The following is a 25,830-nucleotide window of genomic DNA, read 5'->3' on the forward strand; positions in this document are numbered from 1 at the left end:
CCACGTTGAGACTGTCACCGTCAAAGCTGCTTCTTGCAACGGTGCTACTGGAAGTTCGGCCCATGCCCGCATGAGCTCGCCGTAGTGCGGCGACCGGACGAGCAGATCGTCGTGGTTCCCGAGCAGGGCCTGTCTGCCGTCCATGACCAGCACCTGGCCCGCGCGCCGCGGAGGCGAGCCGATGGTTGATGATCACGAGGATTCCGCCGCGGTCGGCGAAAGCCCGCTCGGCGCGTGCCTCCGCAGCGCCGTCGAGATGTGTGGTGGCTTCGTCCAGGATGACGATCTGGGCCGGGCTCGCGTAAACCCTTGCGAGAGCCAGCAATTGGCGTTCCCCTGAGGACAGTCCGGCGCCCGCATTCGAGAGCGTGCCGGACAGTCCCCCGAGCTTCTCGACGAGTCCGGCCGCGCCGATGGCGTTGGCCGCGGCCAGCAGGTGGTCGTCGTCGGCGCCGGGTGCCAGCAACGCGAGATTCTCCCGGACGCTGCCGGCGAATACGTAGGTCTCCTGGGGAGTGAACGCGATGATCCGGGCGCGGTGCACGGGATCGACCGCGTTGATCGGCACCCCGCCGAGCAGGACCTCGCCCCTGGACGGTGTGACAGTGCCGGTGAGCAGCCCGGCGAGGCTCGATTTGCCGATCCCGCTGGGCCCGACCACGGCTAGGTGGTCGCCCGGCCGCAGCTGGAGTTCGAAGTCACGCAGCACGGGTTCGGCGTGGTCGCCCCAGCGATGCGTCAACCAGCGGACCGTGATCGTGCTATCGCGCGGTTCGGCCCCATCGCTTCGCCGCGCAGGCGGCTGAACCTCCCCGAGCCGGTTGAGCGTGACAAGCATCCGCAGCACCACAGTGCTGGTGGCGCGGCGAATCCGTGCAGGGCGGGCTGCAGCGTGCTGGTCAAATACACCAACACTCCGACTGTTGCCCCGGCGCTGAGCCGCCCGTCCGCGTTCAACCCGGGGGCCGCTGCGAGTACGAGGACAATCGGCAGAAAACCGCCCACCGCGACTACGGCAGTGCGCAGGGCGGCCGCGTTGGACATGCGCACGGTGGCGTCGGCTTGGGCGTTGATCTCCGCTGCGACCGCCGCTTCGGCGATGTCCTGGGCCCCGCAGGCGACCACGTCTCGCGTGCCGGCGAGCACCGCGCCTGCGGTCGTGGCAGTGCGCTCGTCGGCCACGGCCAGCCGTCGTTGTCTGCGGGCGAGGGCGGGCAGCAGGCAGCCGAACGCCGCCAATGCGGCCGCGACCGGCGGGCCGATGAGCCAGATCAAGGGTCCCGACACGGCCGCTACTCCGGCGAGGGCACCGATCACCATCACCACGAGTCCCCTGGCTTGCACAAGCAATCCGGCCGTCGCATCCCGGACGATCTCCACGTGTTGGGTGATGCGCGCGATGCCTGGCGGCATCCGGTCCGCCACGCGGCGGCGCGGTCTCGTGCAGGACGTCTCGCACCACCGCGCGCACCAGGGTGTCGCGAAGCGGCTCGACGATCGTGCCGAGCCGTTGCCAGACCAGCCGCACCCCGACCGCGCCGGCCACCGCGGCAGCGGCGAACGCGGCCAGCCAGGCAAGTCCTACCGCGAGTCGACCGGCTGCGAACCCCTCATCGACAGCTCGTTGCACGAGCCCACCCCATAGAAAGGCCGGAAGTGCCTCCAGGGCCGAACAAGCCAGCAGCACCGACCAGTTCCGCCAGTGCCCGGCAAGAGCGCGCCAGTATCCAGTCGTGATCTTCACGGCCGGCCCTCCTCCGTGAACACCGCGCGGTAGGCACGAGGTTTTTCGTCGGCAAAGAGCTGGTTTGCGGATAGCACCGGTGCGACGGCCGCCGAACCTAGTAAGTGGTCTGGCAAGACGTTGTCGATCGCCGCACGGCCGAACATGCCGAGTGATCTCCCGTGCTCGCGCGGCCCACGGTGCCTACGTTGGCCTGCTCGGCCGCGCCCATCCCCGAGCGCGATCCCGGCACGCGGCTCGAAGACCAGGCCACCGCCGCCGCGCAGCGAAGCTTCGGCGGCGCGCTGTGCAACGCGGATCGAGGAATCCCCGGCTGAGGCGGGGATTCCTCGTTGAGCACGGCGGTGGCGTGCTCGCGTGGGAGCGGTACCCGGCGCGCTGGCGGTGTCGGTGACGATCATTTGTGGTTTCTGGCCGCCGTCGCGGTCGTAGAGCACGTCCAGGACGTGCAGGGAGTCGCGCGGAGTGCCGGCCACGACCTTCCCCGCGAGCCCGGAGGCCTGGTCATTGATCATGTTCAGCCACGTCGCACCGCGCCGTTGGCCCCAGTAGTGCGGGTTGTGGCGGGCGTTGATGGTCTGCACCGGCACGACGAACCGCATCCCGTCGACGCTGGCCACGTGCCCGCCACTCCAGACCTGGGCGAGGCCGATGCGGGCCTGGTGCTCGATCAGGGCGGCGTTGGCGGCCTTGAGGGTGTCCATCCGCAGGTAGGTGGCGTCGACGTGCGCGAGCCGGTCGCGGGTCAGCGCCGGGACGCTGTGCTTGATGACCGGGGTCCAGCCGATGTTGCACGACTCGCTCACCAGCAGCCCGGCGATCGAGATGTGCAGGTCGCACGATCCGACACGATGTTCCTCAAGCCCCGGAACACTCTTCCGGAACAGTCCCACCAGGGCGCGTGATCATCCACGCCAGTGTTCCGTTAGACGATCGGCTTGCGGAACAGCGCTGGCCGCGCGGATTGGTCTGCTCGCCGGTTGCCGATGCGCTGCTTGGCTACCTTCAACAACCGCTCGAACATGACCACCGGTTTCCGGGTCCGAACGCCCCCGACCGACCAATCGCCGATGTGCCGCGGGCGACTGGCGCCGAGCCGCCCATGGCACATCACACGTCGCCCCTGGTCAGGCGCAGCACCCGTCTGGTTGGTTCGCCGGGTCGGCCTCGCCGGTGGTGGTGTCGGGCTGGCAGCAGGTGGCCGGCGTGGCCAGGGCGGCGCTGTCGGTCCCGAAGGTGGCCGAGTCGCCGATGACGGTGTAGACCTCCCATGGTTCCTTGCCCGGACCGTGCACCCACACCTTGTCCTGCTGGGCGTAGCAGCAGGTGGTGCCGTTTTCGGTCAGTGTTTCCAGGCCCTCGCCGGTCAGGCGCTTGGTGGCCTGGTCGACCTGCTCGGTGGAGTCCACCTCCACGCCCAGGTGGTCCATCACCGTTTTCTGGCCCGGCTCGCCTTCGAGCAAAACCAGTTTCAGCGGCGGCTCGGCGATCGCGAAGTTGGCGTAGCCCGTCCTCAGCTTCGCCGGCTCGGTGTTGAACAGCTTCGAGTAGAACTTGATCGACTCCGCCAGGTCCGCCACACGCAGCGCGAGCTGAACTCGGGACACCCCATCCTCCTTGAATAGACATTCATCAAAATAGGGCATAACCTAGATTGCTCTCTAGATAGAAGCCTGTCAAGATAGAGGCATGTCGAAACAACTGCCGCTGGCGGCGATGGACGCCTGCTGTTCACCCCTGGCTCGCGACCCCTTGACCGCCGAGCAGGCGGTCGAACTGTCCCGGCTGTTCAAGGCGATGGCCGACCCGGTGCGGCTGCGGCTGCTGTCGCTGATCGCCTCCCACGCCGGGGGCGAAGCGTGCGTGTGCGACCTGACCGACACGTTCGACCTGACGGGCCCGACGATCTCCCACCACCTGAAGGTGCTCCGCGAATCCGGGCTGATCACCGGGGAACGGCGGGGTACCTGGGTCTATTACCGCGTGCATCCCGAGGTGCTTGCCCGCCTGTCAGCGGTGCTGGTGCCCGGCGAGTCGGCGGTGGTGACCGCGTGACCACCACTGACACCCCGCCCGCCAGCGGAGTGGTCGCGAAGCTGTCCACGCTGGACCGTTTCCTGCCGGTGTGGATCGGCGCCGCGATGGTGGCCGGCCTGCTCGCCGGACGCTGGATCCCCGGCCTCGAGGGCGTGCTCAATGCCGTGGCGGTCGACGGGATCTCGCTGCCGATCGCGCTCGGGCTGCTGGTGATGATGTACCCGGTGCTCGCGAAGGTCCGCTACGACCGGTTCGACACCGTCACCCGCGACCGTAAACTCCTGATCCCCTCGCTGATCCTCAACTGGCTCATCGGGCCCGCGCTGATGTTCGCCCTCGCGTGGCTGCTGCTGCCCGACCTGCCCGAATACCGCACCGGGCTGATCATCGTCGGGCTCGCCCGCTGCATCGCCATGGTCATCATCTGGAACGATCTCGCCTGCGGCGACCGGGAAGCCGCCGCCGTGCTGGTGGCACTCAACTCCGTGTTCCAAGTGTGCGCCTTCGGGGTGCTCGGCTGGTTCTACCTGTCCGTGTTGCCGGGCTGGCTCGGCCTGGACACCACCACCCTGGCTGTGTCCGGGTGGCAGATCGCCAAGAGCGTGCTGATCTTCCTGGGCATCCCGCTGGTCGCCGGCTACCTTTCCCGTCGCCTCGGCGAACGTGGCAAGAGCCGTGCCTGGTACGAAACGAAGTTCCTGCCCCGGGTCGGTCCGGTCGCGCTGTATGGGCTGCTGTTCACCATCGTCATCCTCTTCGCCCTGCAAGGTCACCAGGTCACCAGCCGCCCGCTGGACGTGGCCCGCATCGCGCTGCCCCTGCTGGTCTACTTCGCCCTGATGTGGGCCGGGTCCTACGCCTTCGGCAAGGCCATCGGGCTGACTTACGAGCGCACCACCACGCTGGCTTTTACCGCCGCGGGCAACAACTTCGAACTCGCCATCGCCGTCGCGATCGCGACCTTCGGCGCCACCAGCGGCCAGGCCCTCGCCGGTGTCGTCGGCCCGCTCATCGAGGTGCCCGTGCTGGTTGCCCTCGTCTATGTCTCCCTGGCCCTGCGCCGCCGATCCACACCCTCCACCGTGGAGTCGCCATGACCGAGTCCGAAGGCCCCGCCTGCCACGACCTCGAAGACTGCCGCCTGTCCAGCACCCGCGTGCACACCCTGCTCGGACGCGAAGCCGACCACATCACCCGGCACTACCACGGCGTGTTCTCCGCCGAGACCATCGAGGCATGCGTGGAGGACTCCTACCAGCAGCTCGCCGCCCACGCCCGCATCCACACCCACCTACCCGTCCTGGCCGCGCGCTTCGCCCGCCAACGCCTCGACGCCATCGCCAAAACCCAAGGAGCCCCCGTGTCCAGCAAGCCCGAAGTCCTGTTCGTCTGCGTGCACAACGCCGGCCGTTCCCAGATGGCCGCCGCCTTGCTCGACCACCACGCGAAGGGCCGGGTCGTAGTCCGCTCCGCAGGGTCCGCCCCCGCCGACACCATCAACCCCGCCGTCGCCCAGGCCATGGACGAGATCGGGCTGGACCTATCCAAGGAATTCCCCAAGCCCCTGACCACCGAAGCCGTCCAGGCCGCCGACGTCGTCATCACCATGGGCTGCGGCGACGCCTGCCCGGTCTTCCCCGGCAAGCGCTACCTCGACTGGCAACTCGACGACCCCGCCGGCAAACCCGTCGACGACGTCCGCCCCATCCGCGACGACATCGACCGCCGAGTCCAGGCCCTCCTCACCGAACTCGTCCCGGCCTCCGCCTGACAGCACGCCGGTCGCGGCATCGGCCGTTCGTCCCCGTACTCGTCGCCGGTCTCCACCATCCACCCGCAGCGGCATGGTGGAGACCGCTCACCACGTTCGTTTCGCCACGAACCGGGAAGCCACCCGCGTGCGCCCGGCGAGTCAGAACAGGGTGTCGCGCACGCGCAGCGGCCGGTAGCCAGTCGGGCCGAGCTGGGCCAACTCGCCTTCGATGTCCACCTCGATGGCGCCGAAGACGTTGTTATCTGGACGTTTTGATCTTGACCTGGTCATTCACACCCTTCCTCCGTCCCACCGCAGGGCTCGCCGAGTTCGGCGAGGAGTTCCTGGATCCGGCGGGTGATGGCCTCGTGGCGTTCGATCTCGCGGGGCCAGGCCATCTCGCCCTCGACCATCCCGACCTCATCGACGCCGCAACATATCCCGAAACAATCACCAACGCAGCCAACGTTCTGCGTCGCTTCGATGAAGCCACCGCTGGGCCGGATTAGCTGGTACGATCCTGTTTGGACAGACTCACGGGCCACCTTCGATGACAACCAACAGCTCGATCATCTGCCAACCATTCAGGCCCACCCAGGTCAGTACTCAACGTCGGGCCGATCTATCTGTCACCGGACAGCGACGAGTGCGGGGGGACGCGCCATGTCCTTCGCGTAATGAGTCGAATCCTTCCTCGGGTCAGCTTGCGAGTTCGGCGAGAATCTCCATCAGTTCGGGCCGGTGGAACGGGCCGACGTGGGGCGCGGAGTCGATCGGTGAAGTGGGTTCTACGCCGATTCTGGCCGACAGAATTCGATAAATAAGAGCGTTATTCAGGCAGCGGGTGATCACCTCAAAATAGAGCAACGACCCCACCCGGGTAAGATCGTTTTCTCCCAAAGAAGACGACTTAAAGGTAGGGCCGTTGCATTATCAGTGGCGGAATCAAGTGATCACGGCGACACATGGCTCGCCACCAGATCGTTGAAAACTTCGATCGGCTTACGCCAGTTCAACGTCTTGCGCGGCCTGCCATTCAACTGTGCCGCTACTTTATCAAGCTCCTCCTGGGTGTGCAAGGACAGGTCCGTGCCTTTCGGGAAGTACTGGCGGAGCAGTCCGTTCGTGTTCTCGTTGCTGCCGCGTTGCCACGGCGAGTGGGGGTCACAGAAATAGATCGGTATCCCGGTCCGGATTGTGAACTCCGCGTGGCGAGCCATTTCTTTCCCTTGGTCCCAGGTCACGCTCTTCCGCATAAATTCCGGCAGCGTCTCCATTTTCTTGGCCAACAGGTAGGCGACCCGTTCCGCGGTGCGGTCGTAGGGAATCCGCACCAGCATCACGAACCTCGTGGTACGCTCGACGAGCGTGGCGATCTGAGACTTGTTGCCCTTGCCGATAATGAGGTCGCCCTCCCAGAATCCAGGCACCGCACGGTCGTCCGCCTCTTTCGGGCGTTCGCTGATGTTCACCATGTCCAGGATCTTCCCCTGGTCGAGGTTGCGCGGGAGCGGTTGACCCGGCGGGCCCGGCCCTGACGCAGGGCTATCTTGAGGCAGCCGCCGCTTGTCTGGTGACCCACTCTTCGTAGGTGGCCACGTTTGGCTCCGCATGTTCCCGGTTCCCGGCCGTCGTTGGTCAACCCGGTTGAGCATGACGGGCGTCCGGATGTGCGGTTACCGATGGGGGTGAGCGAGCTGGATGCGCGCCGTCTGGTCAATGCCGGGTTGCATCGGCTGCATCTCGGGTGCGGCACGGTCTGTGTTCATGCCGTCGGCGCCGAGATGGAGGGTGCCGGGGTAGTCCTGCTGGGAGGGCATGGCGCGGGTAAGAGCCTGGTCGGTCTGGCGCTGCAAGAACGGGCCTGGCGGATCACGGCCGGTGATGTCGCCCTGGTTCAAGTGCCTTCGGTGGATCACGGCCCGCGGCTGCTGGGCGGCACAGCCGCCTACGTGGTCCGGGTGAGGCCGGTTGCCCGGTGGTTTCCCGCACTGGCGGGGGAAACCGGATCTGGCGCGGACAAGATCGATCTCGGGCTGGCGCCGTCCGCAACACCGGTTCCTCTGCGTCTGGCGGTCGCGGTGGATGTGGACGGAGATCCGCGCCGGGCCCAGGGAGAAGTCGATTCGGTGGCAAGGCACACTGCGGTGACGGTGTGGCTGCGGGCGTCGGCCCATCTACTCGATCGTGTTCTCGACGACGACCGCATGGTGTTGCGGGAGTTCGAAAACCCTCGGGCGCTACGGCGCCGGGTGAGTATGGTGCGCGATCTGGCGTGGCAGGTTCCGATGGTGTCGGTGTGCGGGCCGCCGCAGGTCATCGCGGCACACGTGCACGCGTTGATGTCGCGAGTGCCTTCGATGACGGGAACCGGAGGTGGCGGATGAGCCGACTGCGTTGTCTGGCGGTGGATTTCGGTGGGACGCTGGCGCGTCCCGGCCCGGACCCCGACGGGGCGGCGGTGGCCGCAGTGCTCGCCGCCGGTGCTCACATCGCTGATGCCGGGAGTTTCGCGGCGGCATTCGCCTCCGGCCGCTGGGTGTTGCAGGCCAGCACGCATCGCCACCCGTCGCGGTGCAGCCGCCGAAGCGTCTGAGCGCGCAGGGCCGGTCGTGCCGCTGGTTTCCTCCGCGATGGTGGTGTGCTGGGACTGCTGGGCACGCCGGACGAACAGGACACCGTTGCGGCGGCGACCGTGCACCGTCGTGGCTGGACAGTCGTGGGCATGCACGAACTCACCGGCCATACCCCGTCGCGGTACCGCGAGGCGTACGAGCGCGTGGCCGGATGGCTGATCACGGACCTGGGCCAGGATCAGGTCGCCGCGTGGTGCCGCAGAGTCCCCAGAGAACAGGCACCCCGGCTGTTCACGCTGATCGATCAGGGCGACCGGCCACCGGAGCCGGTCTTGATGCTGGAGTGGTCATGACGATCCAGCCGATACCGTCGGTGCCCCGGGTCGGGCTCTACAGCATCGGGGTTCGGGGCCTGAGCGTGCCGGAGCTGCTGAGGTGGGCTCAGGCGGAAGGAATCCCGTTTGTCCACCTGCGCGCGGGGCCACGGGGTTACGACGCGGCCCGCCAGGACGACGCCACGCTGAGCCGGTGGGCGCGGACAGCAGAGCAGACGATTCCGATCAGCGGGCTGACCGCCGATGTCGACCTCGCCGACGTGCTGCACGCGGCACCCGCCGCGATGGACGAAATCGCCGCGCTGGCACGCGTGGCGCGGTTCCTCCGCGCACGGTGGGTGCGGGTGCTCGCCCGTACCCCGCTGGTGGACTGGCCGGATCGATCGCCCGCCCTTGCGGAACCAGACGGCGAGGTCGTGCCCTTGCTGATCGAGTTGCACCATCCCGGCTGGCTGCACGGGGAGCCACTGGCGGCGCTGGAAAGCCTTCTGGCCCGATCACCGCATGTCCGGTTGCTGGTCGATACGGCACAGGTCCACCAGGCGCTGACCGAACAGGACACCGGCCTCGTCGGGCCAGTGCTAGCGAGGATCATGCACCACGCCGCGGTCCTGCATCTGTCCGACGATGGCCACGGCCTCGACGGCATCGGGCACCGGCTGGCCGCCGGCCATGCCGCCAAGCACATCACCAGCGGCCATCCGCTCGAAGTGGCGTTCGAATGGACCGGCGCCTGTCGTACTCCCACGACCTGCCTGTCCCGCTTCCGGTCCGCCGTGACCTGGTGGACCCGCACACTCGTCTCCCCGGAGGAATCACTATGAGCAGCAGCACCGCACCGCCCTGGGTGGTGATCTCCCGTTACCCGGCCAGTTCAAGCCCCTATTTCTCCCAGCTGGACGAGCACGCACCCGCCTCACTGAATCTCCGGTTCGCCACGAATCTCCACGATCTCCACGAGGAGCCGGTACCGGGCGTGATCAATCTGCACCGGCTCAAACGTCTCTACCGGGACACCGCCGGACGGCGCACCGCCGCGAAGGCACGGGAGTTTCTGGCCGAGCTGACCACACTGCGCGATCAGGGCTGGCGTGTGGTGTGGACGGTGCAGGATCGCCGGGTCGTCGATGTGGGCAGCCACGGAAGTTGCTTCGCGGTAGCACTCCACGGAGCGGTCCCTGTCACCTCGGACGGCCGCTGCGTATCCGGCCACGCACCACAGTTCGACCGCGTGCCGTCCCGTAGCCGGACAAGCCTGCCGGGCAAGTGGGAGGTCCTCGATCGCGCGGATACCGACCCGTTCGGCCTGCTCGTAGTCACCGATCCGGCGGGCTGCGGTGGAGAGCACTCGCCGGGCCTGCGCTAGCACCAGGGGATCGCCGGCCTGCTGTGCGCGGGTAACGGCGCGGTCGGCTGCCATCGGCTGCACCCCGGAGACCAGGAGTTTCGCCAGCGCGTGCGCGGTGAGCTGGTAGCTGGCTGAGGCCAGCGCCGCAGCTTCGGTTGTCGGTGCCTCAGTCATGGTCGCTTCAGCGGCGGAGATCAGCCGCGGGAGTTCGTCGGCCAGCCACACGTAGCGGCACGCGTCGTATCCGGCCCGCGCGCGGTCCAGGCGCGCTCGCAACTCGTCCACCTGCATTGGCGCGGCACTGGCGCCGGTGGTGGTGAACAGGCAGGTCGAGATCCGTTTTTCCAGCAGTACCGCCAGATCCGGCTCGGCAGCCGAAGCAGGTCGGGTGAACGCGGCCGAGACGCCGAACGCGCTGGCCCCGCCGAGGAATGCACGACGGTCCACTGGGCCCTCCGAGGTGCGTATGTCCAGGTTGGACGTCAGGGTCGGAAACTGTTGGATTGGATCTCTGTAATTATCAGTGATCATCATGGTGTATGGTGATCTTGTGAGGCTATCGGAGTGGGCTGAACGGGAAGGTGTGCACTACCAAACCGCGTGGGCTTGGGCGAAGTCCGGTCGCATGCCGGTTCCGGTGGTGCAAACACCATCTGGGACGTGGCTCGTGCGCGAACATGACCGGCCCACCGGGTTCACCGTCGCGTACTGCCGGGTGTCTAGCGCTGACCAGAAAGACGACCTCGAACGTCAAGCGGGTCGGGTCGTCGCCGCGTGTGGTGAACAGGGCATCTCAATCGATGAAACCGTGACCGAGGTCGGTTCTGGTCTGAACGGGAACCGGCCGAAGTTGCGGAAACTCCTCGTTGACCCACGGGTGTCCACGATCGTGGTGGAGCACCGCGACAGGTTGGCTCGTTTTGGTGTCGAACACCTGGAATCCGCCTTGGCCGCTACCGGACGTCGGATCGTCGTGCTCAACCCAGAAGAAGTGAAAGACGACCTCGTGCGGGACATGGTGGACGTGCTCACCTCGATGTGTGCACGCCTGTACGGGCGCAGGTCGGCACGCAAACGCGCGGAAGCGGGTGTCGCGTGCGCGACCGCTGAGGTCACTGGTCTGTGAGCATGGTGCATCAGGCGTACCGGTACGCGCTCGACCTCACGCCCACGCAGGAGCGTGCGGTGTTGTCGCACTGCGGAGCGGCGCGGGTGGCCTACAACTGGGCGTTGGCTGGGGTGAAGGCGAACCTGGACCAGCGCACCGCCGAACGCACCTACGGCATCGGCGAAGATCAGCTCACGCCGTCGTTGAACTGGTCCCTGGCTGGTCTTCGGCGCGCCTGGAACGCCACCAAGGACGAGGTGGCTGCGTGGTGGCCGGAAAACTCCACAGAGTCCTACAACACCGGACTGGACAACCTGGCTCGTGCGTTGAAGAACTGGAACGACTCCCGCAGCGGCAAGCGCGTGGGCCGAAAGGTCGGGTTTCCGCGGTTCAAGTCCAAGCACCGGTCAGCATTGTCAGTGCGGTTCACCACCGGAACCATCCGCATCGAACCGGACCGGCACCACGTCACACTTCCCAGGCTGGGGACGCTCAAGACGCACGAGTCCACCCGCAAGCTCGCCCGGCGTATCGAAACGGGAACCGCACGCATCTTGTCGGCCACTGTGCGGTTCGAGGGTGGACGCTGGTTCGTCGCTTTCACCTGCGAAGTCCAACGCAGCGAGACGAAACCCGCTGATCCTGCCGCGACCGTGGGAGTGGATCTCGGGATCTCGCACCTCGCGGTGTGCTCGCGACCAGTTCCGGGTGTCACCGACGAGCAGGGGGCCGTGGGCAACCCGGAACACCTGCGCAAGGCTCAGAAAAAGCTGCGCAGGTGGTCTGGCACGGTGTCGCGTCGGCAAGGACCGGGCAAACGTACGGGACAGAAGGCGTCGAATCGGTGGAAACGTGCCAACCGGCGTCGCAACCGAATCCACCACCGCGTGACCAACCTGCGGCGCGACGGGATCCACAAGCTCACTGCCGGACTCGCCGCCCACATCGGCACCGTGGTGGTCGAAGACCTGGGCGTGTCAGGGATGTTGGCCAACCGGAAGTGAGCGCGCGCCATCAGCGATGCCGGGTTCGCCGAGATCAGGAGGCAACTCGACTACAAAACCAGCTGGCACGGCGGCCGGCTGGTTGTCGCTGACCGGTGGTTTCCGTCCAGCAAAACATGTTCGGCCTGTGGTGTGGTGAAAGCCAAGCTACGCCTCTCGGACCGGGTGTTTCGCTGCGACAACACCGCGTGCGGCCTGGTCATCGACCGTGACCTGAATGCCGCACACAACCTCGCCACACTGGCCGAGGACATCATGATGGGTGCCGGAGTGGCCGGAAACCCAGACCCGAATGGGTCGAAAGGACGTGGAGCGGACCGGAAGACCCGCGCAGGCGGGCAGGTGGCTGGGAAGCGTCCACCCCGCACTGCGTCCACGCGGGCAAGACGGGGACCGTCCGCCGGTAACGGTGGACTCCTAGAGATTCACTGAAACTTTAGGAACGGTAGGTGACTGATCGGCGAGTCCGAACATCGACGGCGGCACGCCGAGAACGTCCGCGAGCTGGCGCAGAACAGCGACGTCCCGGATCGGTTGTGCTCCTGTCTCTGCCCTGGAGACCCGCGTCTTGGTGTAGCCGATGCGGCGCCCCAGCTCGTCCTGGGTCCAGCCCTTGGCCTGCCGGGCCTGCCTGGTGCCCCATGCCCGCCTGCCGCATGCGTGCCTCCAGTGATCGCGTCATGGCTCACCGTAGCCGTGCAGGGAGCGGGTCACCCCGAAATGCCTGATCGGCAACCGATGTGCGTAACCGGCACAACGAACTCCAAGTGCTGTCACCTTGCGGTTACGTGGACATCGCCGCCACGACCACACGACCGCAGAGGGAGGTGACTAGGGATGGACGACGAGCTGCTGTTGAGCGTGGAGCGGCTCAGAACCGCGACCGCATGGCGATGACCTCGGACGGCAACGATTCCGGCGAGACCAAGGACCCGCCTCCGGGAGCCTAGGAACCCGCCACACCGAGGGTGCGGGGCCTGGCACGGCCGCGCTCTGAGCCCCGCTGGGCCCGCACCCCTCTCTCCAATCACCCGCCTGTGTCTTTCGCATGGAGGTCTTCATGACGCTTCGATTCGTCCGCGATCTTGAGCAGACATTGGCCTGGGAGGGCGCCGGGGACCTGGGGCGGGACTTCGCCCGGGGCACCCTGCCAGACCCCGCGGTGGTCACGCGGCTGCTCACCCCACACCGGCTGCTGGACCTGCTGTCCTGGCGATCGCTGGACTTCCCGCAGATCCGCGTGTTGCAGCACGGCGCCGACGTCCACACCCGCGCCTACCTGACCACCCGCACCAGCCGCCGGGGCCAGTCGGTGCCCATTGTGGACACCGAGAAACTCGGGGTGCTACTGACAGACGGGACGCAGGTCATCGTCGACGCCCTCAACCACCTCGACCCGACGCTGGAGGCAGCCTGCCGGGCGTTGCAGTGGTGGTGCGGCATGACCACCCAGGTCAACGCCTATCTGACCACCGGAGACGCCGCCGGGTTCGATCTGCACTGGGACGACCACCCCACGATCATCGTGCAACTGGCCGGGTCCAAACGATGGGAGGTGCGCGGCCCGTCCCGCGTGGCCCCGTTGTACCGGGACACCGACCCCAACACCGAACCACCAGCCGAGATCGTGTGGTCTGGGGTGCTGCGCGCCGGTGAGGTCATCAGCATCCCGCGTTGTCTGGGGACTCGACCATGATTGCGGCGATCCGGGACGGGTTGCGCGCGCTCATGTCAGTCCGCCTTGTTCTTGGTGGCTGTCACGGTGCGGCTGGCGATGTCGCGGAAGGAAGGCAGGCCGAGGTTGACGGTGGCGGCCCGGCGGGACCGCTCGTCGAGCTCGAAGGAAACGCCATACCCAGGCCGCAATCGCATTGGCTTTCGCCCACGACTCCACGTCCTACGGGCTAGGTTGCGCGACAACACTGAATGCCAAGCTGAAGCCGTCGTGATCGTCGCTTGACAACATCATTGGGAATCACGCACAGCCCGATCCTGCCGGACTCCGGCTCGGCGCGTGAGGCCGGAAGCACCGCTCACGAGACCGTCCCGCTCAAGCACCGGGCGGGGTGTGGCACGTCGTGCGGCCAATTCGATGGCCGCGAGGATCACGACGCTCAGGCACAGCACGGCAAGTGCGACTGCTGCGGCGCCGACAGCGAGTCCGAGTGTGCCGGTGGTGGCCAGCGCTCCGACGCCGATGGCGGTGGCCGCTTGGAACGTGTAGGCGATGAGGTAGAGCAGGGAGAGTGTGGCGCCGCGGTGGTCTGGGTGGGCGATTTGGTTGATGAGGCCGAGGCCGCCGGAGAACGCGAGCGAGTAAGCGATGCCGCCGATGACGCACCAGATCAGGAACAGAGTGAGGGACTGGGACGCGCTGGCCGCGGCCATGAGGGCCAGGCTGACCAGAGTGAGCCCGGTGCCGGCCCAGACGAGGGCGCGCGCGGGGACGCGTCCAGTGCAGAGCCCGGTGAGACAGATGAAGGCGGAGGAGGTGGCCAGGAGGGTGCCGACGACGGCGGTGTTGTCGGTGTGGGTGAACTGGTCGATCATGTGAGCGCCGAGGGAGAGGAAGATCGCTCCCACGCAGTATGCAAGGGCCACCGACAAGGTCGCGATGACGAATCCGGTGCGGATCCCGGCCGGCACGAACGGGACCTGGGGCCGCCACGGTGTCTTGGTGAGGGGGCGGTCGTCGGGTGAGAGAAGGAGCGCGGTGATCGATGCGGCGGTGAGGGCGAGCAGGACGATGTAGCTCCAGACCAGCGGCAGCGGCAGGTACTCGGCGAAGACACCGCTGATCAGCAGGGCGAGGGTGAGGCCGGTGGAGGTCGCGACCGTGGCCATGGTGCTGGCGAAGCGGGGACCGCTGGTGATGTTGTTCTCGATCAGCGACGCGGTGGCCGCGCCCATCGCGAGCCCGGTCCCGGTGCCTTGCAGCACGCGCCCGGCGTAGAGGTAGGCGACGTGGGGTGCGAAGGCGAACACGAGCGCGGACGCGCCGATGAGGGCGATGCCGGCGATCATGATCCGGCGTCTGCCGAACAGGTCGGACAGGTTCCCGAACAGCGGCAGCACGACCACCAGGGCGAGCTGATAGGTCGCGAACACCGTCGTCACCACGACCGGGGCGAGATCCCACTTCTCGGCGTAGATCGGGTACAGCACACTCGGCGCCCCGGACGACCACAGGGCCAGGGCGAGAACGGAGGCCGCCGCCCAGAATGCTCCCCGCCGACCCCGCCGGAAGTGAGCATCCTGCGCGGCATCGCCATTGCTGGTGTGATCGGGTCGGTTCACGGCGCGGGGTCCGGATGGATGATCAGGCAGGTGCTGGACGCGGTGGCCAGGACGCGTCCCTCGCGGTCTCGGATGTCGGCGTCGGCGAACGCGGCGCTCCGGCCGCGGCGGACGACCCATCCGTGGGCGGTCACCTGACCGGTGTCGGCAGTGATGGGGCGCAGAAACGACACCTTGATCTCCAGGCTGGTGTACCCGGCCCCGGCGGGGAGGGTCGAGTGGACCGCGCATCCGCACACCGAGTCCAGGACGGTGGCGAAAAACCCGCCGTGCACGGACCCGATGGGGTTGTAGTGCGATTCGTCCGGCACTGCTGTCATCACGACGTCGCCATCGGCGATCTTGACGAACTTGAGTCCGATGTGGCTGCTGATCGGTGGGTCGGGGGAGAGTCCGTCGGCGATCGCACGAAGTTGTTCGATCCCGGTTCGATCGAACAGAGCGGACTTGTCGCGTTCGGGTACCTGGTACCGGATCGTGCGCGAACGTTCCCCTGAGGGATCAGCTCCGGGGTTGGTCATGGTGGAAAGCTCCTGAGTGGCGGAATCTGGGGTTCAGAACACGGGTACGGCCGGTCCATCAACCGACTTGGCGAGGCCACCCTGCAGGCGGTTGAGGGCTTTCGTGTTCGCCTGGTGCGGGATGCCGAGGTCGATGGTGCTGATCTCGTCGAGCCGGTCGTACTGCTCGTCGGTGAGAGCGAGGGTGAGCGCGCCGAGGTAGTCATCGAGCTGGGCGACGTGACGCGGGCCGATGATCGGCACGCCCGTGGTCGCGAGGCGGCGGGTTCGTTCGCTCACCCAGGCGGTGGCGACCTGTGCCGGGGTGCGGCCTACCTGTTCGGCGATCTCGATGACTGCGTCCATGATCGCGGTCTTCTGCTCGGAGGACTCGGTGTGGACGAGGTTGTTCCAGTCGCTCAGCCGCCCATCCTGGCTCTGGCGATACTTTCCGGTGAGCAGTCCGCCGCCCAGCGGGGACCAGAGGGCGACGCCGAGGCCGAGAGCTTCGGCCATGGGCAGCAGCTCGCGTTCTGCGGTGCGCTCGACGAGGCTGTACTCCACCTGGATGCCTGCCACCGGAGCCCACCCCGACACGTCCGCGAGGAGGGAGGCGCGGGAGACGCGCCAAGCGGGGAAGTTCGAGAACGCGGCGTAGAGGATCTTCCCCTGCGTGACGAGGTCGTCCAAGCCCCGCAGGAGCTCGTCGATCGGGGTGAGGGCATCGGGGTAGTGCACCCAGAGTACGTCGATGTAGTCCGTGTCGAGCCGGGTCAAACTCTCCTCGACTGAGACGCGCAGGTTTTTGCGGGCGTTGCCGGTGCGGGAGAGTTTTGGGTCGGGGTTGGCGCCGACGGTGAACTTCGTCGCCAGCACCAGGTCGTCGCGGTCGGCGTGGATGAACTCGCCCACGAGTTGTTCGGACTGGCCGGCCTGGTAGGTGTCGGCGGTGTCGATGAAGTTCCCGCCTGCCTCCACGAAGCGGTCGAAGATCGTCTTCGCCTCCCCGCGCTCCGTGCCGGCACCCCACCCGGTGCCGAAGTTCCCGGTGCCGAGGGCGTACTGCGAGATCCGCAGGCCGGTGCGGCGTCCGAAAGTCGTGTAGCGCATGCGTCGTTCCTGTCCGTCGTGAGCGGGTCCCATCCGGAAGTCCCTCGTCGGATCGACCCTACCGATGCTAGATTGGTTATAACAACTCAGCTTGTAGCATGCGCGTCACTGGGAGGCGCAGGGGGGAGTCCGGATGCCGGTGTTCCAGGTGCATGTCCCTGCGGGCAGGTTCTCGCCGGAGCAGAAGCGCGGCCTCGGGCGGGCCCTGCCACTGGCGTTGCACGAGGCGCTCGGGATCCCGGTAGAGGATCAGTTCGTGTCGATCACCGGTCACGGGCCGGACGAGCTGTTCCTGGATCCGGGTTACATGGGCATGGAGCGCAGCGGCGACGCGGTGATCATCACGGTCCTGTTCACCGCCGAGCGCCCCCTGCCGGACAAGCGCGCCCTGGCCCGCGCTATCTGTCAGAAGACCACCGAGGTGCTCGGGATCGCCGGGGACGACGTATTCATCGCGCTGATACCGGTCCCGAAGGAGAACTTCTCCTTCGGACGCGGCGAACTGCAACTCGCACCCACACCCACACCCGAGCCCGACGCTGATCACGGACACGACAAGAATCCCGCCTGAACCGCAGGCACGGCGAGAGGGTGGAGGCTGTCGCGAGGCGCCACATCAGGAATGGCCAGCACGGCACCGCAGACCCGCAAACTCCGCGACGGGCGACTCGGCGAGATCCGCGCCTACGACAAGACCCACGAAGCACAGCTGCTATGACCGGACAGGAGTAGCAAGATCGCGCAGCCGCCATGTCCGGATGAGTTGTAAGGGAGGATGGCAGGTATGCCTCGACAGTCGCCGACCCTGACGCGTGCGCTGGAGAATCCGTGCGCCATCATCCGGAGCCTGGGAGTGCTCAGCGACTCCTGGAGCTTCCTGATCGTCCGGGAGGTGTTCCTCGGCGCACGGACGTTTGCGCAGTTCCGCGACGGCCTCGGGATCGCCTCGGACGTCCTCAGCGCCCGGCTGACCGCACTGGTCGCACGCGGAGTGCTGCAGAAGACCCCTTACCAGGAGCCCGGCCAGCGCACCCGCGACGCTTACGACCTGACCCCGGCGGGCGAGGAGCTGAAGGTCGTCATGGTCGCCATGCAGCAGTGGGGCGAAGCACACGTCCCCCAGGCGCAGAGGTCGCGCGTGCTTCCCGTCGCCACCGATACGCACGAACACGTCCACGCTGCCCTGCTCGACCCGCACGGCAGAATAGTCCCCGACACGGAAGTAGCCTTCGTTCGCAAGAGCGCGGCCAAGGCCTCACCCGTGTGAAACCACCGGCCCAGATCATCCTCGCGACGGACCAAGACCTTGGACACCTCGGTCTGATAGATCTCGCCAGATGCGCCTGGGTCTCACCAGTGGTCAATGCCTTGGCATACAACGAGATCACGGCCTCATCGAACCCCGCGACGCGGCGAGCATGCTTGGGCACGATCTGCGGCTTGAACTCGCCCCGCCGGTCTCGGGGCACCTCCATAGGCACTGGGCCGACCTCGGTCTGCACCGTTTTCGCCGAGCTGCCATTGCGGTGGTTAACCGGTGCCGCGGCCGGCGGGATCGCCCTTGTCGTAGCCGAGGTGTTCGCTCATCTCGGCTACCAGCGCAACTCGACGACCGGCAGCCGCCGTCGACGCCGGCCAGTCGCCCGACGAAGTCGCCGCCGCGTTCGGGGTCTCCCGAACCACCCTCTACCGCCACCTGGGCAGTAACGCTGCGGGCTGATTCCGCTAACGGAGGATCCTGTTCGACTGCTACTCAGGCCCCGATTTGCTCGGTGGAGAAGCCCATGCCGGGCAACGTAGCGGGTCAGACCGGCTTCTCCTGACTGGGTGAGGCGTACCGGTAGAAGCGGGTGTTGGCGGCGCAGTCCCGCTAGAGTCCGCCCTGTGACCAGGGACGTTCCCAACCCGTTTGGTGACTATCGCTGGCCGGTCGTGGATCCGGGCCGGGAGTTGCTGAGCCAGCTGCCGGCGGCTCGCGACGCGGCGACCTTGACGCTGGCGCTGCTGTCCTACCGATCAGCGGCGGAACTGTCGCTGATCTCCTCCGAGCTGGAGCCGGAAACAGCGCTTGATGCCGCACGGGTTCTGCTCACCCGGATCGACGAGGCGCTGCGCGGCCTCACGGCCTGACGATGGCCGCCGGGGTGATCGTGTAGAAACCCTCGGCGTTGCTGGCCAGAGGACCGCTTCACTGCCCCGAAATGCCTGGCACGACTTCGTGGTGCTGCCCGGTGCCAGCCGGGCAGCACCACGAGCCGCTACACGTCGTCGTCTTCGTCCGGAGTCGCCGGGTCGCGCAGCGGGCGCAGCCCGCCGGCCAGCTCCGGGGTCAGGAACGAGTAGCGGCCGAGCTTCTCTACCCGTTCGGGTTGTTGTGCCGTGTCGTGTTGCCGGGTGAGCACGGTGCTGGGGCTAGCTTGCGGCGGTGATCGCGAGCGCTGGTGTTCTGAAATGGCGGGTGTTCTTCGTTGCCCCGGCGCGGCATTGGTCGTCGTTCGAGGATCCGGTGGCGCGGCGGTTTGGTGACCGGTTGCCTGCGTTGCTGAGGGCGCATGGCCGGGTGCCCGGGCAGCCGTTCCTGCTGGGCCCGGACGGGTTGCCGGACCGGCGGGTGAACGGGTTCTTCGCGTCGGCGCGGATGCTTGCCCGGGATGAGGACACCTGGCGCAAGTAAGAGATAACCCTCGTGTTCCGGGGTTCCTCGGTGGGGACGCGAGGGTCCGATCTGCCCAGGACCAGGGCGTGCGCGCCCGTCCGAGAGGGCAGGCCCCGATGTGATCGTTCTTCAGTAACTCTGAAATGATCTCGCCTCGATCGAGCAAAGAGCGACGTTGGTGAAGGCGGGGTCTGGGGTGGGTCTGGCGGTCGTACGGGATCTGCGGGAGCGGCGGGCGCCGGCTAGCGCGGAGGAGATCGCGGCGTTCGAGACCGATGTGCTGGCTGGTTTCGTGCTCGCTCGCGCGTCGGCCGGGCTGGCTGACGGCACGATCGCCTCCGACATCGGACACCTGGAGCAGGTGCGCACCTGGTTCGGAAAACCGTTGTGGGACATGGATCCCACCGACGCGGACACCTACTTCGGCAAGGTGCTGCGCACCGCCGCGAAGGGCACCAGGCTCGCGCGGGCGCAGGCGTTGACCACGTTCTTCGCGTTTTTGGAGCTGCGACACCAGGTCGAGATTCACGCCCTCACCGGCCGGGTTGTGCAGTGTCCGATCGACGAGATGAACAAGCCCCGCGGCCGCAAGCAGGCCGCGCTGCGCATCCCGCCGACCGAGGCCGAGGTCAAGACCCTGTTCACCGGGTGGCGGGGCGAGCTGGTGACCTGCCGGAAGTTCGCCCCGACCGCCCGCAACTACGTCGCCGCGAAGCTGATGTCCGAGGTCGGCTTGCGGGTGAACGAGGCCCGCAACCTCGACCTGGCCGACGTGAAGTGGAACCTGGGCCGGTTCGGCAAGCTGCATGTGCGCGTCGGCAAGGGCGCCCGCGGCAGCGGCCCGCGCGAGCGAATGGTGCCGCTGATCAACGGAGCGGACCGGACGCTGCGCTGGTTCGTCGAGGACGTGTGGGGCCACTTCGACGACGCTGACCACACCCGCCCCGGCGCGCCACTGTTCCCGTCCGAACGCAAAAACGCCGACGGCACCTGCAAACGCATCGGCGACGACGCCCTCCGTGGCGGCCTGGCCGACGCCACCGCCGCACACCTGCCGAGCTGGGCGGACACGCTGACGCCGCATGTCATGCGGCATTACTGCGCCAGTCAGCTCTATCTGTCCGGTTTGGACTTGATCTCCGTTCAGGAACTGCTCGGACATGCCTGGATCGCGTCAACTCTGAATTATGTTCACGTTCATCGGACCCGGATCGAGGACGCCTGGATCGCTGGCCAGCAGCGCGCCGCCGGGCGCCTGGGAGGACTGCTGTCATGAAGTGGAATCTGCGGCTGGCCGCCGCGAACCGAGGCATCTGGAAGGCCAGCGAGCTGCAAAGCATGCTCGCCGAGCGCGGCCTGGTGATCTCGGCCGGGAAGATGTCCGGCCTGTGGTCCGGGCAGCCGGCCAGCATCAAGCTCGACGACCTCGACGTCATCTGCGCCGTGCTGGGCTGCCCGATCGGCGAGGTGCTCATTCCCGAGCCGGAGAAGGTGACCCAGCCCAGCTCCGATCAGGCGCCGACCGCGGCTGCGGCCGGGGTGGCCGGGGTGGCGCCGAAACGACGCGACGGCAGGTCGCTGCCACCGGAGTAGCCGATGCCTCGCCCTCACCGCACTGTGATGACGTCGTGCACCGACTGCCTGGCCTGGGGCCTGGTCGTCAACCGCCGGTGCAGCGCGTGCTCCCGGTTCGCGCAGCAGCATGCGATCGGCCGCTGCGCTGGTTGTTCTCGTCGGCTACCGGTGCGCAAGCAGTACTGCCGGTTGTGCTGGTCGCAGGCCCGCATCGAGGCCGCGGCCGCGCCATTGTCCGTCACAGCGGAGTCCTGCCTGCCGAATCTGCCTTGCCACCAGCTCTTTTTCGCGCACATGAATCCGCGCTGCGGTCGAGACAAGAAACTGCGCCGGGTTCGGGCGCATGGGCGGATCGGGCGGCCGCGCAAGCCCGCCCCGCCGCCCGCCGGCCGGCCCCGTCTCGTCGGAGCGCAGCTGCCGTTGTTCGCCCTGGCGCGGGACTTCACGAGTTTCACCCGTGAACACACCAACCTGGCCAACCCGTGGCTGGCCTGGGCACGCCATGTCGCCCACCGCCACGGCGAGGCCCGCGGTTGGGTTGCGCGAGTGCGCGGTGACGTCGATGACGCGCTGATCATCCTGCTCTCCGACCATGCCGAGGGGCAGAAAGTCAGCTACAGCGAGATGTTTCCGGCGCTGAGGGCGCGCGGCCTCAGCACCGAGCGCACCGTCGAGATACTCCAGATGCTGGAGCTATTCGTCGATGACCGACCCGCACCGTTCGAGGACTGGCTGGGCCGCAAGCTCGACGGCCTCGCGCCGGGCATCCGCCGTGAGGCCGAGCGCTGGGCGCGGACGCTGCACAACGGCGGCCCGCGCAGCAGCGCTCGCGCCGCAAGCACCGTGTGGAACTACGTCAACCGCATCCGAACGATCCTGGTGGACTGGTCAAGGCGCTACGACCACTTGCGCGAGGTTACCCGCGACGACATCTTGGTCGCGCTCAAGGGCTTGCACGGCGAACAGCGCAGGACCACGCTCATCGCGCTGAGGTCGCTGTTCGCCCATGCCAAGAAGACCAAGGCCATATTCCGAAACCCCACCAGCCGGATCAAGGTTGGACAGCAGGAAGCTGGTGTCCTGCAACCACTTCGTCCCGAACATCTCAAACAGACCACCCGTGCCGCCGTCACTCCGGCCACCCGCGTTCTCGTCGCGCTGGCCGGCGTGCACGCCGCACGAGTGGGCGCCATCCTCGTCATCCAGCTCGATGACCTCGACCTCGGCAACCGGCGCCTGACCATCGCCGGCCGGTCCCGGCCGCTGGACGACCTGACCTACCAAGTGCTGCTTGACTGGCTGCGCTACCGGCGCGAGCGGTGGCCCAACACCGCGAACCCGCACCTGATCATCAACAAGCACACCGCGCTGGAGACCAAGCCGGCGACCGGCGCGTGGGCGTCCGAACTGCTGAACAAGCAGACCGCGACCCTGGAACGACTTCGCATCGACCGCCAGCTTGAGGAAGCTCTCACTCACGGCCCGGACCCGCTGCACCTGGCTGTCGTCTTCGGACTCGACTCGAAAACCGCCATCCGGTACGCCAACTCGGCTCGCCAGCTGCTGACCGCCGAGATCGAGTGCGATACTTCGGGTTGAGGCGAACCCACGGGTCGAGCCCTGGTCCTGGGCAGATCGGACCCTCGGGTTCCCGGCGAGGAACCCTCAATTTCGCTGAACTCACGGGGGCCTAGGGGTGGGAACCGAATACGCCAGAAAGGGGCCGCGGCCGGGCGTGACCGCTGGTCGGGGCGTTTGACGCGCGGGCGTTAGCGCCGAGTGTCACGGCGGCGACGGGCGGTGCGGATCTCGTCGTCGGCGATTTTGTCGGCGAGCAAGGTGTAGATCTGGGTGGTCTCGATGGAGGCGTGGCCGAGCCGACGGCGGACGGCTTCGATGGAGACTCCGTTGTTGATCAGTTCGGTGGCGTGGGCATGCCGGAGCTGGTGGATGTCGATGTCGACGTCGGCCTTCTCGCAGTAGCGGCACCATCGGTGATGGGCGGCGTCGTAGGACAGCGGGCCGCCGCTTCCGTTGATGCTGGCCCGGAACAGCGGCCCCGAGGTGTAGCCGGTGCGGGCGAGATAGAGCTTGAGCAAGGCGACGTAGCCGCGGTCGTCGAGCAGCACGGTGCGCACCGAGCCTCCTTTGCCGTGGACGCGGGCGTGTTCGTCGTCCAGGCGCAGGTCGAGGTCGTCGACGTACATCCCGCAGACCTCGGAGGCGCGGGCGCCGCAAACGTAGGCGGTCTCGAACAGCTGTGAATGTCCGAAGTCGCGTGCACGGCTGAGCTGGCCGTTTGCCGTGGCGTGTAGAGGAGTTCGGGTCTCCGCGATGTGCTGAAGTCGCCTGCACTACGGTCACTCCGACCATGATCGTGTGCGTGACGGGGGTTGCCGGTTGGTCGAGAGTCCAGCGGTCGAACGCGGCGTGCTGACCGCTCCCGGCCCGGTGTGGGATGCCGCAGTGCGGCGGGCCGAGGTGATCGGCCGGCTGGCGGAGAAATCCACGGTGGGCCTGGCGGCCGCCGACGAGGCCGCGGCCGAACTGGGGGTGTCCCGACGTCAGGTGTATGTGCTGGTCGGGCGGTGGCGTGCGGGTGAAGGCGTGGTGTCTGATCTCCTGCTGGGCCGGTCCAGCGGCGGCCGGGGCAACGGCCGGTTGCCGGACGAGGTCGAGGCGATCGTGCGTGAGATCCTGCGGACTCGATACCTGACCCGGCAGCGCCGCTCGGTGGCGGCCGTGTGCAGGGAGATCGCACGCAGGTGCCGGGTTCGTGGCCTGCGGGTGCCCTCACGAGGAACGGTGTTGCGCCGGATCGCGCAGCTGGACCCAGTGAAGTCAGTGTCAGCGCGAGAAGGCGCCGATGCGGCACGGTCGCGGCGGTCGGCCGGTGGTGTCCCGCCGGAGATTTCCGGGCTGTTGGAGCAGGTCCAGGTTGATCACACCCCGGTGGACGTGATTGTGGTCGACGAGCGGCATCGGCTGCCGATCGGCCGTCCGTACTTTACGGCGGCGATCGACGTGGCCAGCCGGTCTACGGAGGTTTGAAACTCTGCCGCCGCAGCGCGTTTCGGGCCTTGCCGCTGGCTGGGGGCGCCGCCGACGTGCTGGCCGATCTGCCCGGCGCCCCGGAGTTCAGTAGGGAGATCGCGGGCGACACCGCGTTTGACGCCAGTCCCCGGCATGCTTGGCGGGCGGGATTCCGCGAATGCGCGATGCTCACCCACGGCTGCGACTACGGCCGCATCACCACCGACCAGGCGGCCGAGTGGCTACAGGCATGGACCGAGATCGGCCGCGGCCCCTACGGTCGATGGGCTCGGCAGGGCGCCGCCGACGGGATCGCGTTCGCCCGTGAGACCGGTGACGATGCGGCGGAATGGGCACAGATCAACGATCCGCATTGGAGCACCCTGGCCACGGACACGAAGAAGAACAACCAACGGGAAACCGGGTGGTGCCAACGGCTTCGTGACCTACTGCCAGGATCTGCCACCGCGCCAGCCCTCGACCCTACATGTGGGTCGGTTGTGTTGCGGTGTGCCTGAACACAGAAAGTGCTCCTGACCTATCCGCGCGAACCCCATGATCTTGTCGAAGTGTCGGGCCGAGTTCCCGTACTTGAAATAGGCGGCCCATCCACGGAGGAAACGGTTGACGTCCTCCACGATCACCTCAACACGCAGCAGTGTCCTGCGCCGCTCCGTGAGCTCACGAATGCGGTCACGGGCGTGCTGCATAGCCTTGCTCGTGGGCCAACGGGCGAGGAACACAATGCCCTTGCCGGTCCCGCGACGACCCTGACTGCGCACCAATCGGTGATGAAACCCGAGGAAATCAAACCCCGGCTCCCCCACCTGGAGCTGCACTATGCGGGTCTTGGCTTCCTTCGGCTCAGCCGAGGACCACATCGCCATCACCGATAGTGCGATTGCCGCGCTGCCACAACAGTTTCGGAGGCGGTTGATGGTCACTGTGGACGGTGCCGGCGCCAGTCACGAGCTCATCGCACATCTGGACAAGCTCGCGTCCCGGCGCGGATACCAGCTCATCTACTCGGTGGGGTGGGCGCTGACCGAGCGGGAGAAGACCGCGATCCGGCTGGTGCCCGAGCGGGCGTGGGTGCAGGCGATCGGGCCGCGCGGGCAACTGCGTGAGCGACGCGCCGAGGACGCCTGCGACAACCCCCGGTGCACACACGCCCGCTGCTGGGTCGAGCAGGCCCACGTGGCCGAGCTGACCGGGCTGCTGCGGCAGGGACCAGGCGGCGACCAACTCTCCGCCTGGCCGGAGAAGATGCGGGTGTTCGCGCGTCGCGAACGTCCCCATCCTGGGGCGCAGCTGACCCTGTTCGAAACCCAAGACGGGTGGCGCTACACGCTGTGGGTCACCAACCGTCCCGAGACCACGAAGGGGTGGCTGGGGCAGTCGCAGTACATCGACGCCGCGCACCGGGTGCACGCCCGGGTGGAGGACTGCATCCGCACCGGCAAGGACACCGGCCTGGGCCGATTCCCCTCCCACGACTTCGCGATCAACACCGCCTGGCTGACCACCTCCATGACCGCCGCCATCCTGCTCTCCTGGCTCAAACTCCTCGCCCTCGACGGCGCTCTGGCCAAAGCCGAGCCGAAAACGTTGCGCTACCGCATCCTGCACACCGCGGCCCGCCTCGTCCGCGGCGGCCGCCGACGACGACTCAAAATTCCCCGCACCTGGCCCTGCGCCACCCAGATCGAGAGCGCCTGGCAGCGCATCACCGCCCTGCCACAAGCACCCTAACC

37 protein-coding genes and 4 pseudogenes are annotated in these 25,830 nt (G+C 67.4%); 23 read left to right on the forward strand and 18 right to left on the reverse strand.

All coding sequences use genetic code 11. The features are described 5' to 3' along the window. Positions 1–322: 322 nt before the first annotated feature. Both ACRXBZ_RS31495 and ACRXBZ_RS31500 read right to left on the reverse strand, forming a co-directional pair. Positions 323–838 (reverse strand): annotated as a pseudogene (locus tag ACRXBZ_RS31495) (ATP-binding cassette domain-containing protein); the annotation flags it as partial. Next, a complete protein-coding gene (locus tag ACRXBZ_RS31500) occupies positions 739–1,413 on the reverse strand; it encodes an ABC transporter ATP-binding protein (protein WP_433882133.1) in 675 nt (224 codons plus the stop codon). The pseudogene ACRXBZ_RS31495 and the gene ACRXBZ_RS31500, both read right to left, overlap by 100 nt. On the opposite strand from ACRXBZ_RS31500, the gene ACRXBZ_RS31505 reads away from it, so the two are divergent. Further along, the gene (locus ACRXBZ_RS31505) at positions 1,400–1,645 is read left to right on the forward strand and encodes a hypothetical protein (RefSeq protein WP_433882134.1); all 246 of its coding nucleotides are present in this window, start codon (positions 1,400–1,402) and stop codon (positions 1,643–1,645) included. The two genes, ACRXBZ_RS31500 and ACRXBZ_RS31505, sit on opposite strands and share 14 nt — an antisense overlap. A gap of 95 nt (positions 1,646–1,740) precedes the next feature. On the opposite strand, the gene ACRXBZ_RS31510 is transcribed toward ACRXBZ_RS31505, so the two are convergent. Both ACRXBZ_RS31510 and ACRXBZ_RS31515 read right to left on the reverse strand, forming a co-directional pair. Beyond that, a complete protein-coding gene (locus ACRXBZ_RS31510; protein WP_433882135.1) occupies positions 1,741–2,637 on the reverse strand; it encodes a Tn3 family transposase in 897 nt (298 codons plus the stop codon). Between the two features lie 234 nt (positions 2,638–2,871). After that, positions 2,872–3,351, reverse strand: a complete 480-nt coding sequence (locus ACRXBZ_RS31515) for an ArsI/CadI family heavy metal resistance metalloenzyme (RefSeq protein ID WP_433882136.1) — start codon at positions 3,349–3,351, stop codon at positions 2,872–2,874. Between the two features lie 82 nt (positions 3,352–3,433). Here ACRXBZ_RS31515 and ACRXBZ_RS31520 point away from each other — a divergent pair, with 82 nt between their 5' ends. From ACRXBZ_RS31520 to ACRXBZ_RS31535, 4 genes and pseudogenes are all read left to right on the forward strand, one after another. Continuing rightward, on the forward strand, positions 3,434–3,799 hold the full coding sequence (locus ACRXBZ_RS31520; protein WP_433882137.1) for a metalloregulator ArsR/SmtB family transcription factor: 366 nt from the start codon (positions 3,434–3,436) through the stop codon (positions 3,797–3,799). After that, positions 3,796–4,878: an ACR3 family arsenite efflux transporter gene (gene arsB / locus ACRXBZ_RS31525; RefSeq protein ID WP_433882138.1), complete on the forward strand. Its 1,083-nt coding sequence runs from the start codon at positions 3,796–3,798 to the stop codon at positions 4,876–4,878. The genes ACRXBZ_RS31520 and arsB overlap by 4 nt, the downstream gene beginning before the upstream one ends. Then, positions 4,875–5,111 (forward strand): annotated as a pseudogene (locus tag ACRXBZ_RS31530) (three-helix bundle dimerization domain-containing protein); the annotation flags it as partial. The gene arsB and the pseudogene ACRXBZ_RS31530, both read left to right, overlap by 4 nt. A 30-nt stretch (positions 5,112–5,141) precedes the next feature. Beyond that, complete coding sequence (locus ACRXBZ_RS31535; RefSeq protein ID WP_433884030.1) at positions 5,142–5,552, forward strand: arsenate reductase ArsC; 411 nt, start codon at positions 5,142–5,144, stop codon at positions 5,550–5,552. Positions 5,553–5,693: 141 nt separating this feature from the next. Here the strand turns inward: ACRXBZ_RS31535 and ACRXBZ_RS31540 are convergent, their stop codons facing one another. The 4 genes and pseudogenes from ACRXBZ_RS31540 to ACRXBZ_RS31555 form a co-directional block, all read right to left on the reverse strand. Further along, entirely contained in the window at positions 5,694–5,825 is a 132-nt protein-coding gene (locus ACRXBZ_RS31540) for a hypothetical protein (protein ID WP_433884166.1), read from the reverse strand. Beyond that, positions 5,822–5,947 carry a hypothetical protein gene (locus ACRXBZ_RS31545; protein ID WP_433882139.1) on the reverse strand — a complete coding sequence of 42 codons (126 nt, stop codon included), beginning with the start codon at positions 5,945–5,947 and terminating at the stop codon, positions 5,822–5,824. Before ACRXBZ_RS31545 ends, ACRXBZ_RS31540 begins: the two co-directional genes overlap by 4 nt. A gap of 286 nt (positions 5,948–6,233) precedes the next feature. Continuing rightward, positions 6,234–6,401, reverse strand: coding sequence for a hypothetical protein (locus ACRXBZ_RS31550; protein WP_433882140.1), 168 nt, complete (start codon positions 6,399–6,401; stop codon positions 6,234–6,236). A gap of 86 nt (positions 6,402–6,487) precedes the next feature. Next, positions 6,488–7,134: pseudogene (locus tag ACRXBZ_RS31555) on the reverse strand (IS30 family transposase); the annotation flags it as partial. Between the two features lie 88 nt (positions 7,135–7,222). Between ACRXBZ_RS31555 and ACRXBZ_RS31560 the strand changes: the two are divergent. The 4 genes from ACRXBZ_RS31560 to ACRXBZ_RS31575 are packed head-to-tail and all read left to right on the forward strand — an operon-like array spanning position 7,223 to position 9,269. Then, entirely contained in the window at positions 7,223–7,921 is a 699-nt protein-coding gene (locus ACRXBZ_RS31560; RefSeq protein ID WP_433882141.1) for a hypothetical protein, read from the forward strand. Further along, positions 7,918–8,130: a hypothetical protein gene (locus ACRXBZ_RS31565; RefSeq protein ID WP_433882142.1), complete on the forward strand. Its 213-nt coding sequence runs from the start codon at positions 7,918–7,920 to the stop codon at positions 8,128–8,130. Before ACRXBZ_RS31560 ends, ACRXBZ_RS31565 begins: the two co-directional genes overlap by 4 nt. A 45-nt stretch (positions 8,131–8,175) precedes the next feature. Then, a complete protein-coding gene (locus ACRXBZ_RS31570) occupies positions 8,176–8,463 on the forward strand; it encodes a hypothetical protein (RefSeq protein ID WP_433882143.1) in 288 nt (95 codons plus the stop codon). After that, positions 8,460–9,269, forward strand: coding sequence for a hypothetical protein (locus tag ACRXBZ_RS31575; RefSeq protein ID WP_433882144.1), 810 nt, complete (start codon positions 8,460–8,462; stop codon positions 9,267–9,269). The genes ACRXBZ_RS31570 and ACRXBZ_RS31575 overlap by 4 nt, the downstream gene beginning before the upstream one ends. A 92-nt stretch (positions 9,270–9,361) precedes the next feature. Here the strand turns inward: ACRXBZ_RS31575 and ACRXBZ_RS31580 are convergent, their stop codons facing one another. Next, entirely contained in the window at positions 9,362–10,240 is an 879-nt protein-coding gene (locus ACRXBZ_RS31580; RefSeq protein ID WP_433882145.1) for a hypothetical protein, read from the reverse strand. 103 nt (positions 10,241–10,343) lie between these two features. Between ACRXBZ_RS31580 and ACRXBZ_RS31585 the strand changes: the two genes are divergently transcribed. From ACRXBZ_RS31585 to ACRXBZ_RS31595, 3 genes are read left to right on the forward strand one after another with little or no spacing between them, the layout of a single operon-like run. Continuing rightward, positions 10,344–10,919 (forward strand): IS607 family transposase, encoded by a 576-nt coding sequence (locus tag ACRXBZ_RS31585; RefSeq protein WP_433882146.1) that lies wholly within the window; start codon positions 10,344–10,346, stop codon positions 10,917–10,919. Positions 10,920–10,921: 2 nt separating this feature from the next. Further along, positions 10,922–11,905: an IS607 family element RNA-guided endonuclease TnpB gene (tnpB, locus tag ACRXBZ_RS31590; RefSeq protein WP_433884031.1), complete on the forward strand. Its 984-nt coding sequence runs from the start codon at positions 10,922–10,924 to the stop codon at positions 11,903–11,905. Between the two features lie 33 nt (positions 11,906–11,938). Next, a complete protein-coding gene (locus tag ACRXBZ_RS31595; protein ID WP_433884032.1) occupies positions 11,939–12,337 on the forward strand; it encodes a zinc ribbon domain-containing protein in 399 nt (132 codons plus the stop codon). On the opposite strand, the gene ACRXBZ_RS31600 is transcribed toward ACRXBZ_RS31595, so the two are convergent. Next, positions 12,323–12,499, reverse strand: coding sequence for a helix-turn-helix domain-containing protein (locus ACRXBZ_RS31600; RefSeq protein ID WP_433884033.1), 177 nt, complete (start codon positions 12,497–12,499; stop codon positions 12,323–12,325). The genes ACRXBZ_RS31595 and ACRXBZ_RS31600 overlap by 15 nt on opposite strands. 466 nt (positions 12,500–12,965) lie before the next feature. Between ACRXBZ_RS31600 and ACRXBZ_RS31605 the strand changes: the two genes are divergently transcribed. Then, the gene (locus tag ACRXBZ_RS31605) at positions 12,966–13,601 is read left to right on the forward strand and encodes a JmjC domain-containing protein (protein ID WP_433882147.1); all 636 of its coding nucleotides are present in this window, start codon (positions 12,966–12,968) and stop codon (positions 13,599–13,601) included. A 35-nt stretch (positions 13,602–13,636) separates the two neighbouring features. On the opposite strand, the gene ACRXBZ_RS31610 is transcribed toward ACRXBZ_RS31605, so the two are convergent. The 4 genes from ACRXBZ_RS31610 to ACRXBZ_RS31625 form a co-directional block, all read right to left on the reverse strand. Then, a complete protein-coding gene (locus ACRXBZ_RS31610; protein ID WP_433882148.1) occupies positions 13,637–13,777 on the reverse strand; it encodes a hypothetical protein in 141 nt (46 codons plus the stop codon). Between the two features lie 93 nt (positions 13,778–13,870). Further along, the gene (locus ACRXBZ_RS31615) at positions 13,871–15,202 is read right to left on the reverse strand and encodes an MFS transporter (protein WP_433882149.1); all 1,332 of its coding nucleotides are present in this window, start codon (positions 15,200–15,202) and stop codon (positions 13,871–13,873) included. Next, the gene (locus ACRXBZ_RS31620; protein WP_433882150.1) at positions 15,199–15,723 is read right to left on the reverse strand and encodes a PaaI family thioesterase; all 525 of its coding nucleotides are present in this window, start codon (positions 15,721–15,723) and stop codon (positions 15,199–15,201) included. The genes ACRXBZ_RS31615 and ACRXBZ_RS31620 overlap by 4 nt, the downstream gene beginning before the upstream one ends. A 33-nt stretch (positions 15,724–15,756) precedes the next feature. Beyond that, positions 15,757–16,812 carry an aldo/keto reductase gene (locus ACRXBZ_RS31625; protein WP_433882151.1) on the reverse strand — a complete coding sequence of 352 codons (1,056 nt, stop codon included), beginning with the start codon at positions 16,810–16,812 and terminating at the stop codon, positions 15,757–15,759. Positions 16,813–16,945: 133 nt separating this feature from the next. Between ACRXBZ_RS31625 and ACRXBZ_RS31630 the strand changes: the two genes are divergently transcribed. Next, positions 16,946–17,383: a tautomerase family protein gene (locus tag ACRXBZ_RS31630; RefSeq protein WP_433882152.1), complete on the forward strand. Its 438-nt coding sequence runs from the start codon at positions 16,946–16,948 to the stop codon at positions 17,381–17,383. 213 nt (positions 17,384–17,596) lie between these two features. Then, complete coding sequence (locus ACRXBZ_RS31635) at positions 17,597–18,079, forward strand: winged helix-turn-helix transcriptional regulator (RefSeq protein WP_433882153.1); 483 nt, start codon at positions 17,597–17,599, stop codon at positions 18,077–18,079. 55 nt (positions 18,080–18,134) lie between these two features. Here the strand turns inward: ACRXBZ_RS31635 and ACRXBZ_RS31640 are convergent. Further along, positions 18,135–18,411, reverse strand: a pseudogene (locus ACRXBZ_RS31640) (transposase); the annotation flags it as partial. Positions 18,412–18,696: 285 nt separating this feature from the next. Here ACRXBZ_RS31640 and ACRXBZ_RS31645 point away from each other — a divergent pair. Continuing rightward, positions 18,697–18,942 carry a hypothetical protein gene (locus ACRXBZ_RS31645; RefSeq protein WP_433882154.1) on the forward strand — a complete coding sequence of 82 codons (246 nt, stop codon included), beginning with the start codon at positions 18,697–18,699 and terminating at the stop codon, positions 18,940–18,942. 128 nt (positions 18,943–19,070) lie between these two features. Here ACRXBZ_RS31645 and ACRXBZ_RS31650 read toward each other — a convergent pair whose 3' ends face one another. Next, the gene (locus ACRXBZ_RS31650) at positions 19,071–19,214 is read right to left on the reverse strand and encodes a hypothetical protein (protein ID WP_433882155.1); all 144 of its coding nucleotides are present in this window, start codon (positions 19,212–19,214) and stop codon (positions 19,071–19,073) included. A gap of 23 nt (positions 19,215–19,237) precedes the next feature. Here ACRXBZ_RS31650 and ACRXBZ_RS31655 point away from each other — a divergent pair, with 23 nt between their 5' ends. The 4 genes from ACRXBZ_RS31655 (at position 19,238) to ACRXBZ_RS31670 (ending at position 22,642) form a co-directional block, all read left to right on the forward strand. Then, entirely contained in the window at positions 19,238–19,486 is a 249-nt protein-coding gene (locus ACRXBZ_RS31655) for a hypothetical protein (RefSeq protein WP_433882156.1), read from the forward strand. 178 nt (positions 19,487–19,664) lie between these two features. Next, positions 19,665–20,744 carry a tyrosine-type recombinase/integrase gene (locus ACRXBZ_RS31660; protein WP_433882157.1) on the forward strand — a complete coding sequence of 360 codons (1,080 nt, stop codon included), beginning with the start codon at positions 19,665–19,667 and terminating at the stop codon, positions 20,742–20,744. Then, entirely contained in the window at positions 20,741–21,061 is a 321-nt protein-coding gene (locus ACRXBZ_RS31665; protein WP_433882158.1) for a helix-turn-helix domain-containing protein, read from the forward strand. The genes ACRXBZ_RS31660 and ACRXBZ_RS31665 overlap by 4 nt, the downstream gene beginning before the upstream one ends. A 3-nt stretch (positions 21,062–21,064) precedes the next feature. Further along, the gene (locus tag ACRXBZ_RS31670) at positions 21,065–22,642 is read left to right on the forward strand and encodes an integrase (RefSeq protein WP_433882159.1); all 1,578 of its coding nucleotides are present in this window, start codon (positions 21,065–21,067) and stop codon (positions 22,640–22,642) included. A gap of 170 nt (positions 22,643–22,812) precedes the next feature. Here ACRXBZ_RS31670 and ACRXBZ_RS31675 read toward each other — a convergent pair whose 3' ends face one another. Next, the gene (locus ACRXBZ_RS31675; protein WP_433884034.1) at positions 22,813–23,379 is read right to left on the reverse strand and encodes a tyrosine-type recombinase/integrase; all 567 of its coding nucleotides are present in this window, start codon (positions 23,377–23,379) and stop codon (positions 22,813–22,815) included. 64 nt (positions 23,380–23,443) lie between these two features. Here ACRXBZ_RS31675 and ACRXBZ_RS31680 point away from each other — a divergent pair, with 64 nt between their 5' ends. Both ACRXBZ_RS31680 and ACRXBZ_RS31685 read left to right on the forward strand, forming a co-directional pair. Next, positions 23,444–24,094 carry a DNA-binding domain-containing protein gene (locus ACRXBZ_RS31680; RefSeq protein WP_433882160.1) on the forward strand — a complete coding sequence of 217 codons (651 nt, stop codon included), beginning with the start codon at positions 23,444–23,446 and terminating at the stop codon, positions 24,092–24,094. A 29-nt stretch (positions 24,095–24,123) separates the two neighbouring features. Next, positions 24,124–24,594 carry a hypothetical protein gene (locus ACRXBZ_RS31685; protein ID WP_433882161.1) on the forward strand — a complete coding sequence of 157 codons (471 nt, stop codon included), beginning with the start codon at positions 24,124–24,126 and terminating at the stop codon, positions 24,592–24,594. Here ACRXBZ_RS31685 and ACRXBZ_RS31690 read toward each other — a convergent pair. Beyond that, positions 24,523–24,963, reverse strand: coding sequence for a group II intron maturase-specific domain-containing protein (locus ACRXBZ_RS31690; RefSeq protein ID WP_433882162.1), 441 nt, complete (start codon positions 24,961–24,963; stop codon positions 24,523–24,525). The genes ACRXBZ_RS31685 and ACRXBZ_RS31690 overlap by 72 nt on opposite strands. Here ACRXBZ_RS31690 and ACRXBZ_RS31695 point away from each other — a divergent pair. Continuing rightward, entirely contained in the window at positions 24,917–25,828 is a 912-nt protein-coding gene (locus ACRXBZ_RS31695; protein ID WP_433882163.1) for a transposase, read from the forward strand. The two genes, ACRXBZ_RS31690 and ACRXBZ_RS31695, sit on opposite strands and share 47 nt — an antisense overlap. Positions 25,829–25,830: the final 2 nt, after the last annotated feature.

This window comes from Saccharopolyspora hattusasensis, from assembly GCF_050972075.1.
GTDB classification, from domain to species: domain Bacteria; phylum Actinomycetota; class Actinomycetes; order Mycobacteriales; family Pseudonocardiaceae; genus Saccharopolyspora; species Saccharopolyspora hattusasensis.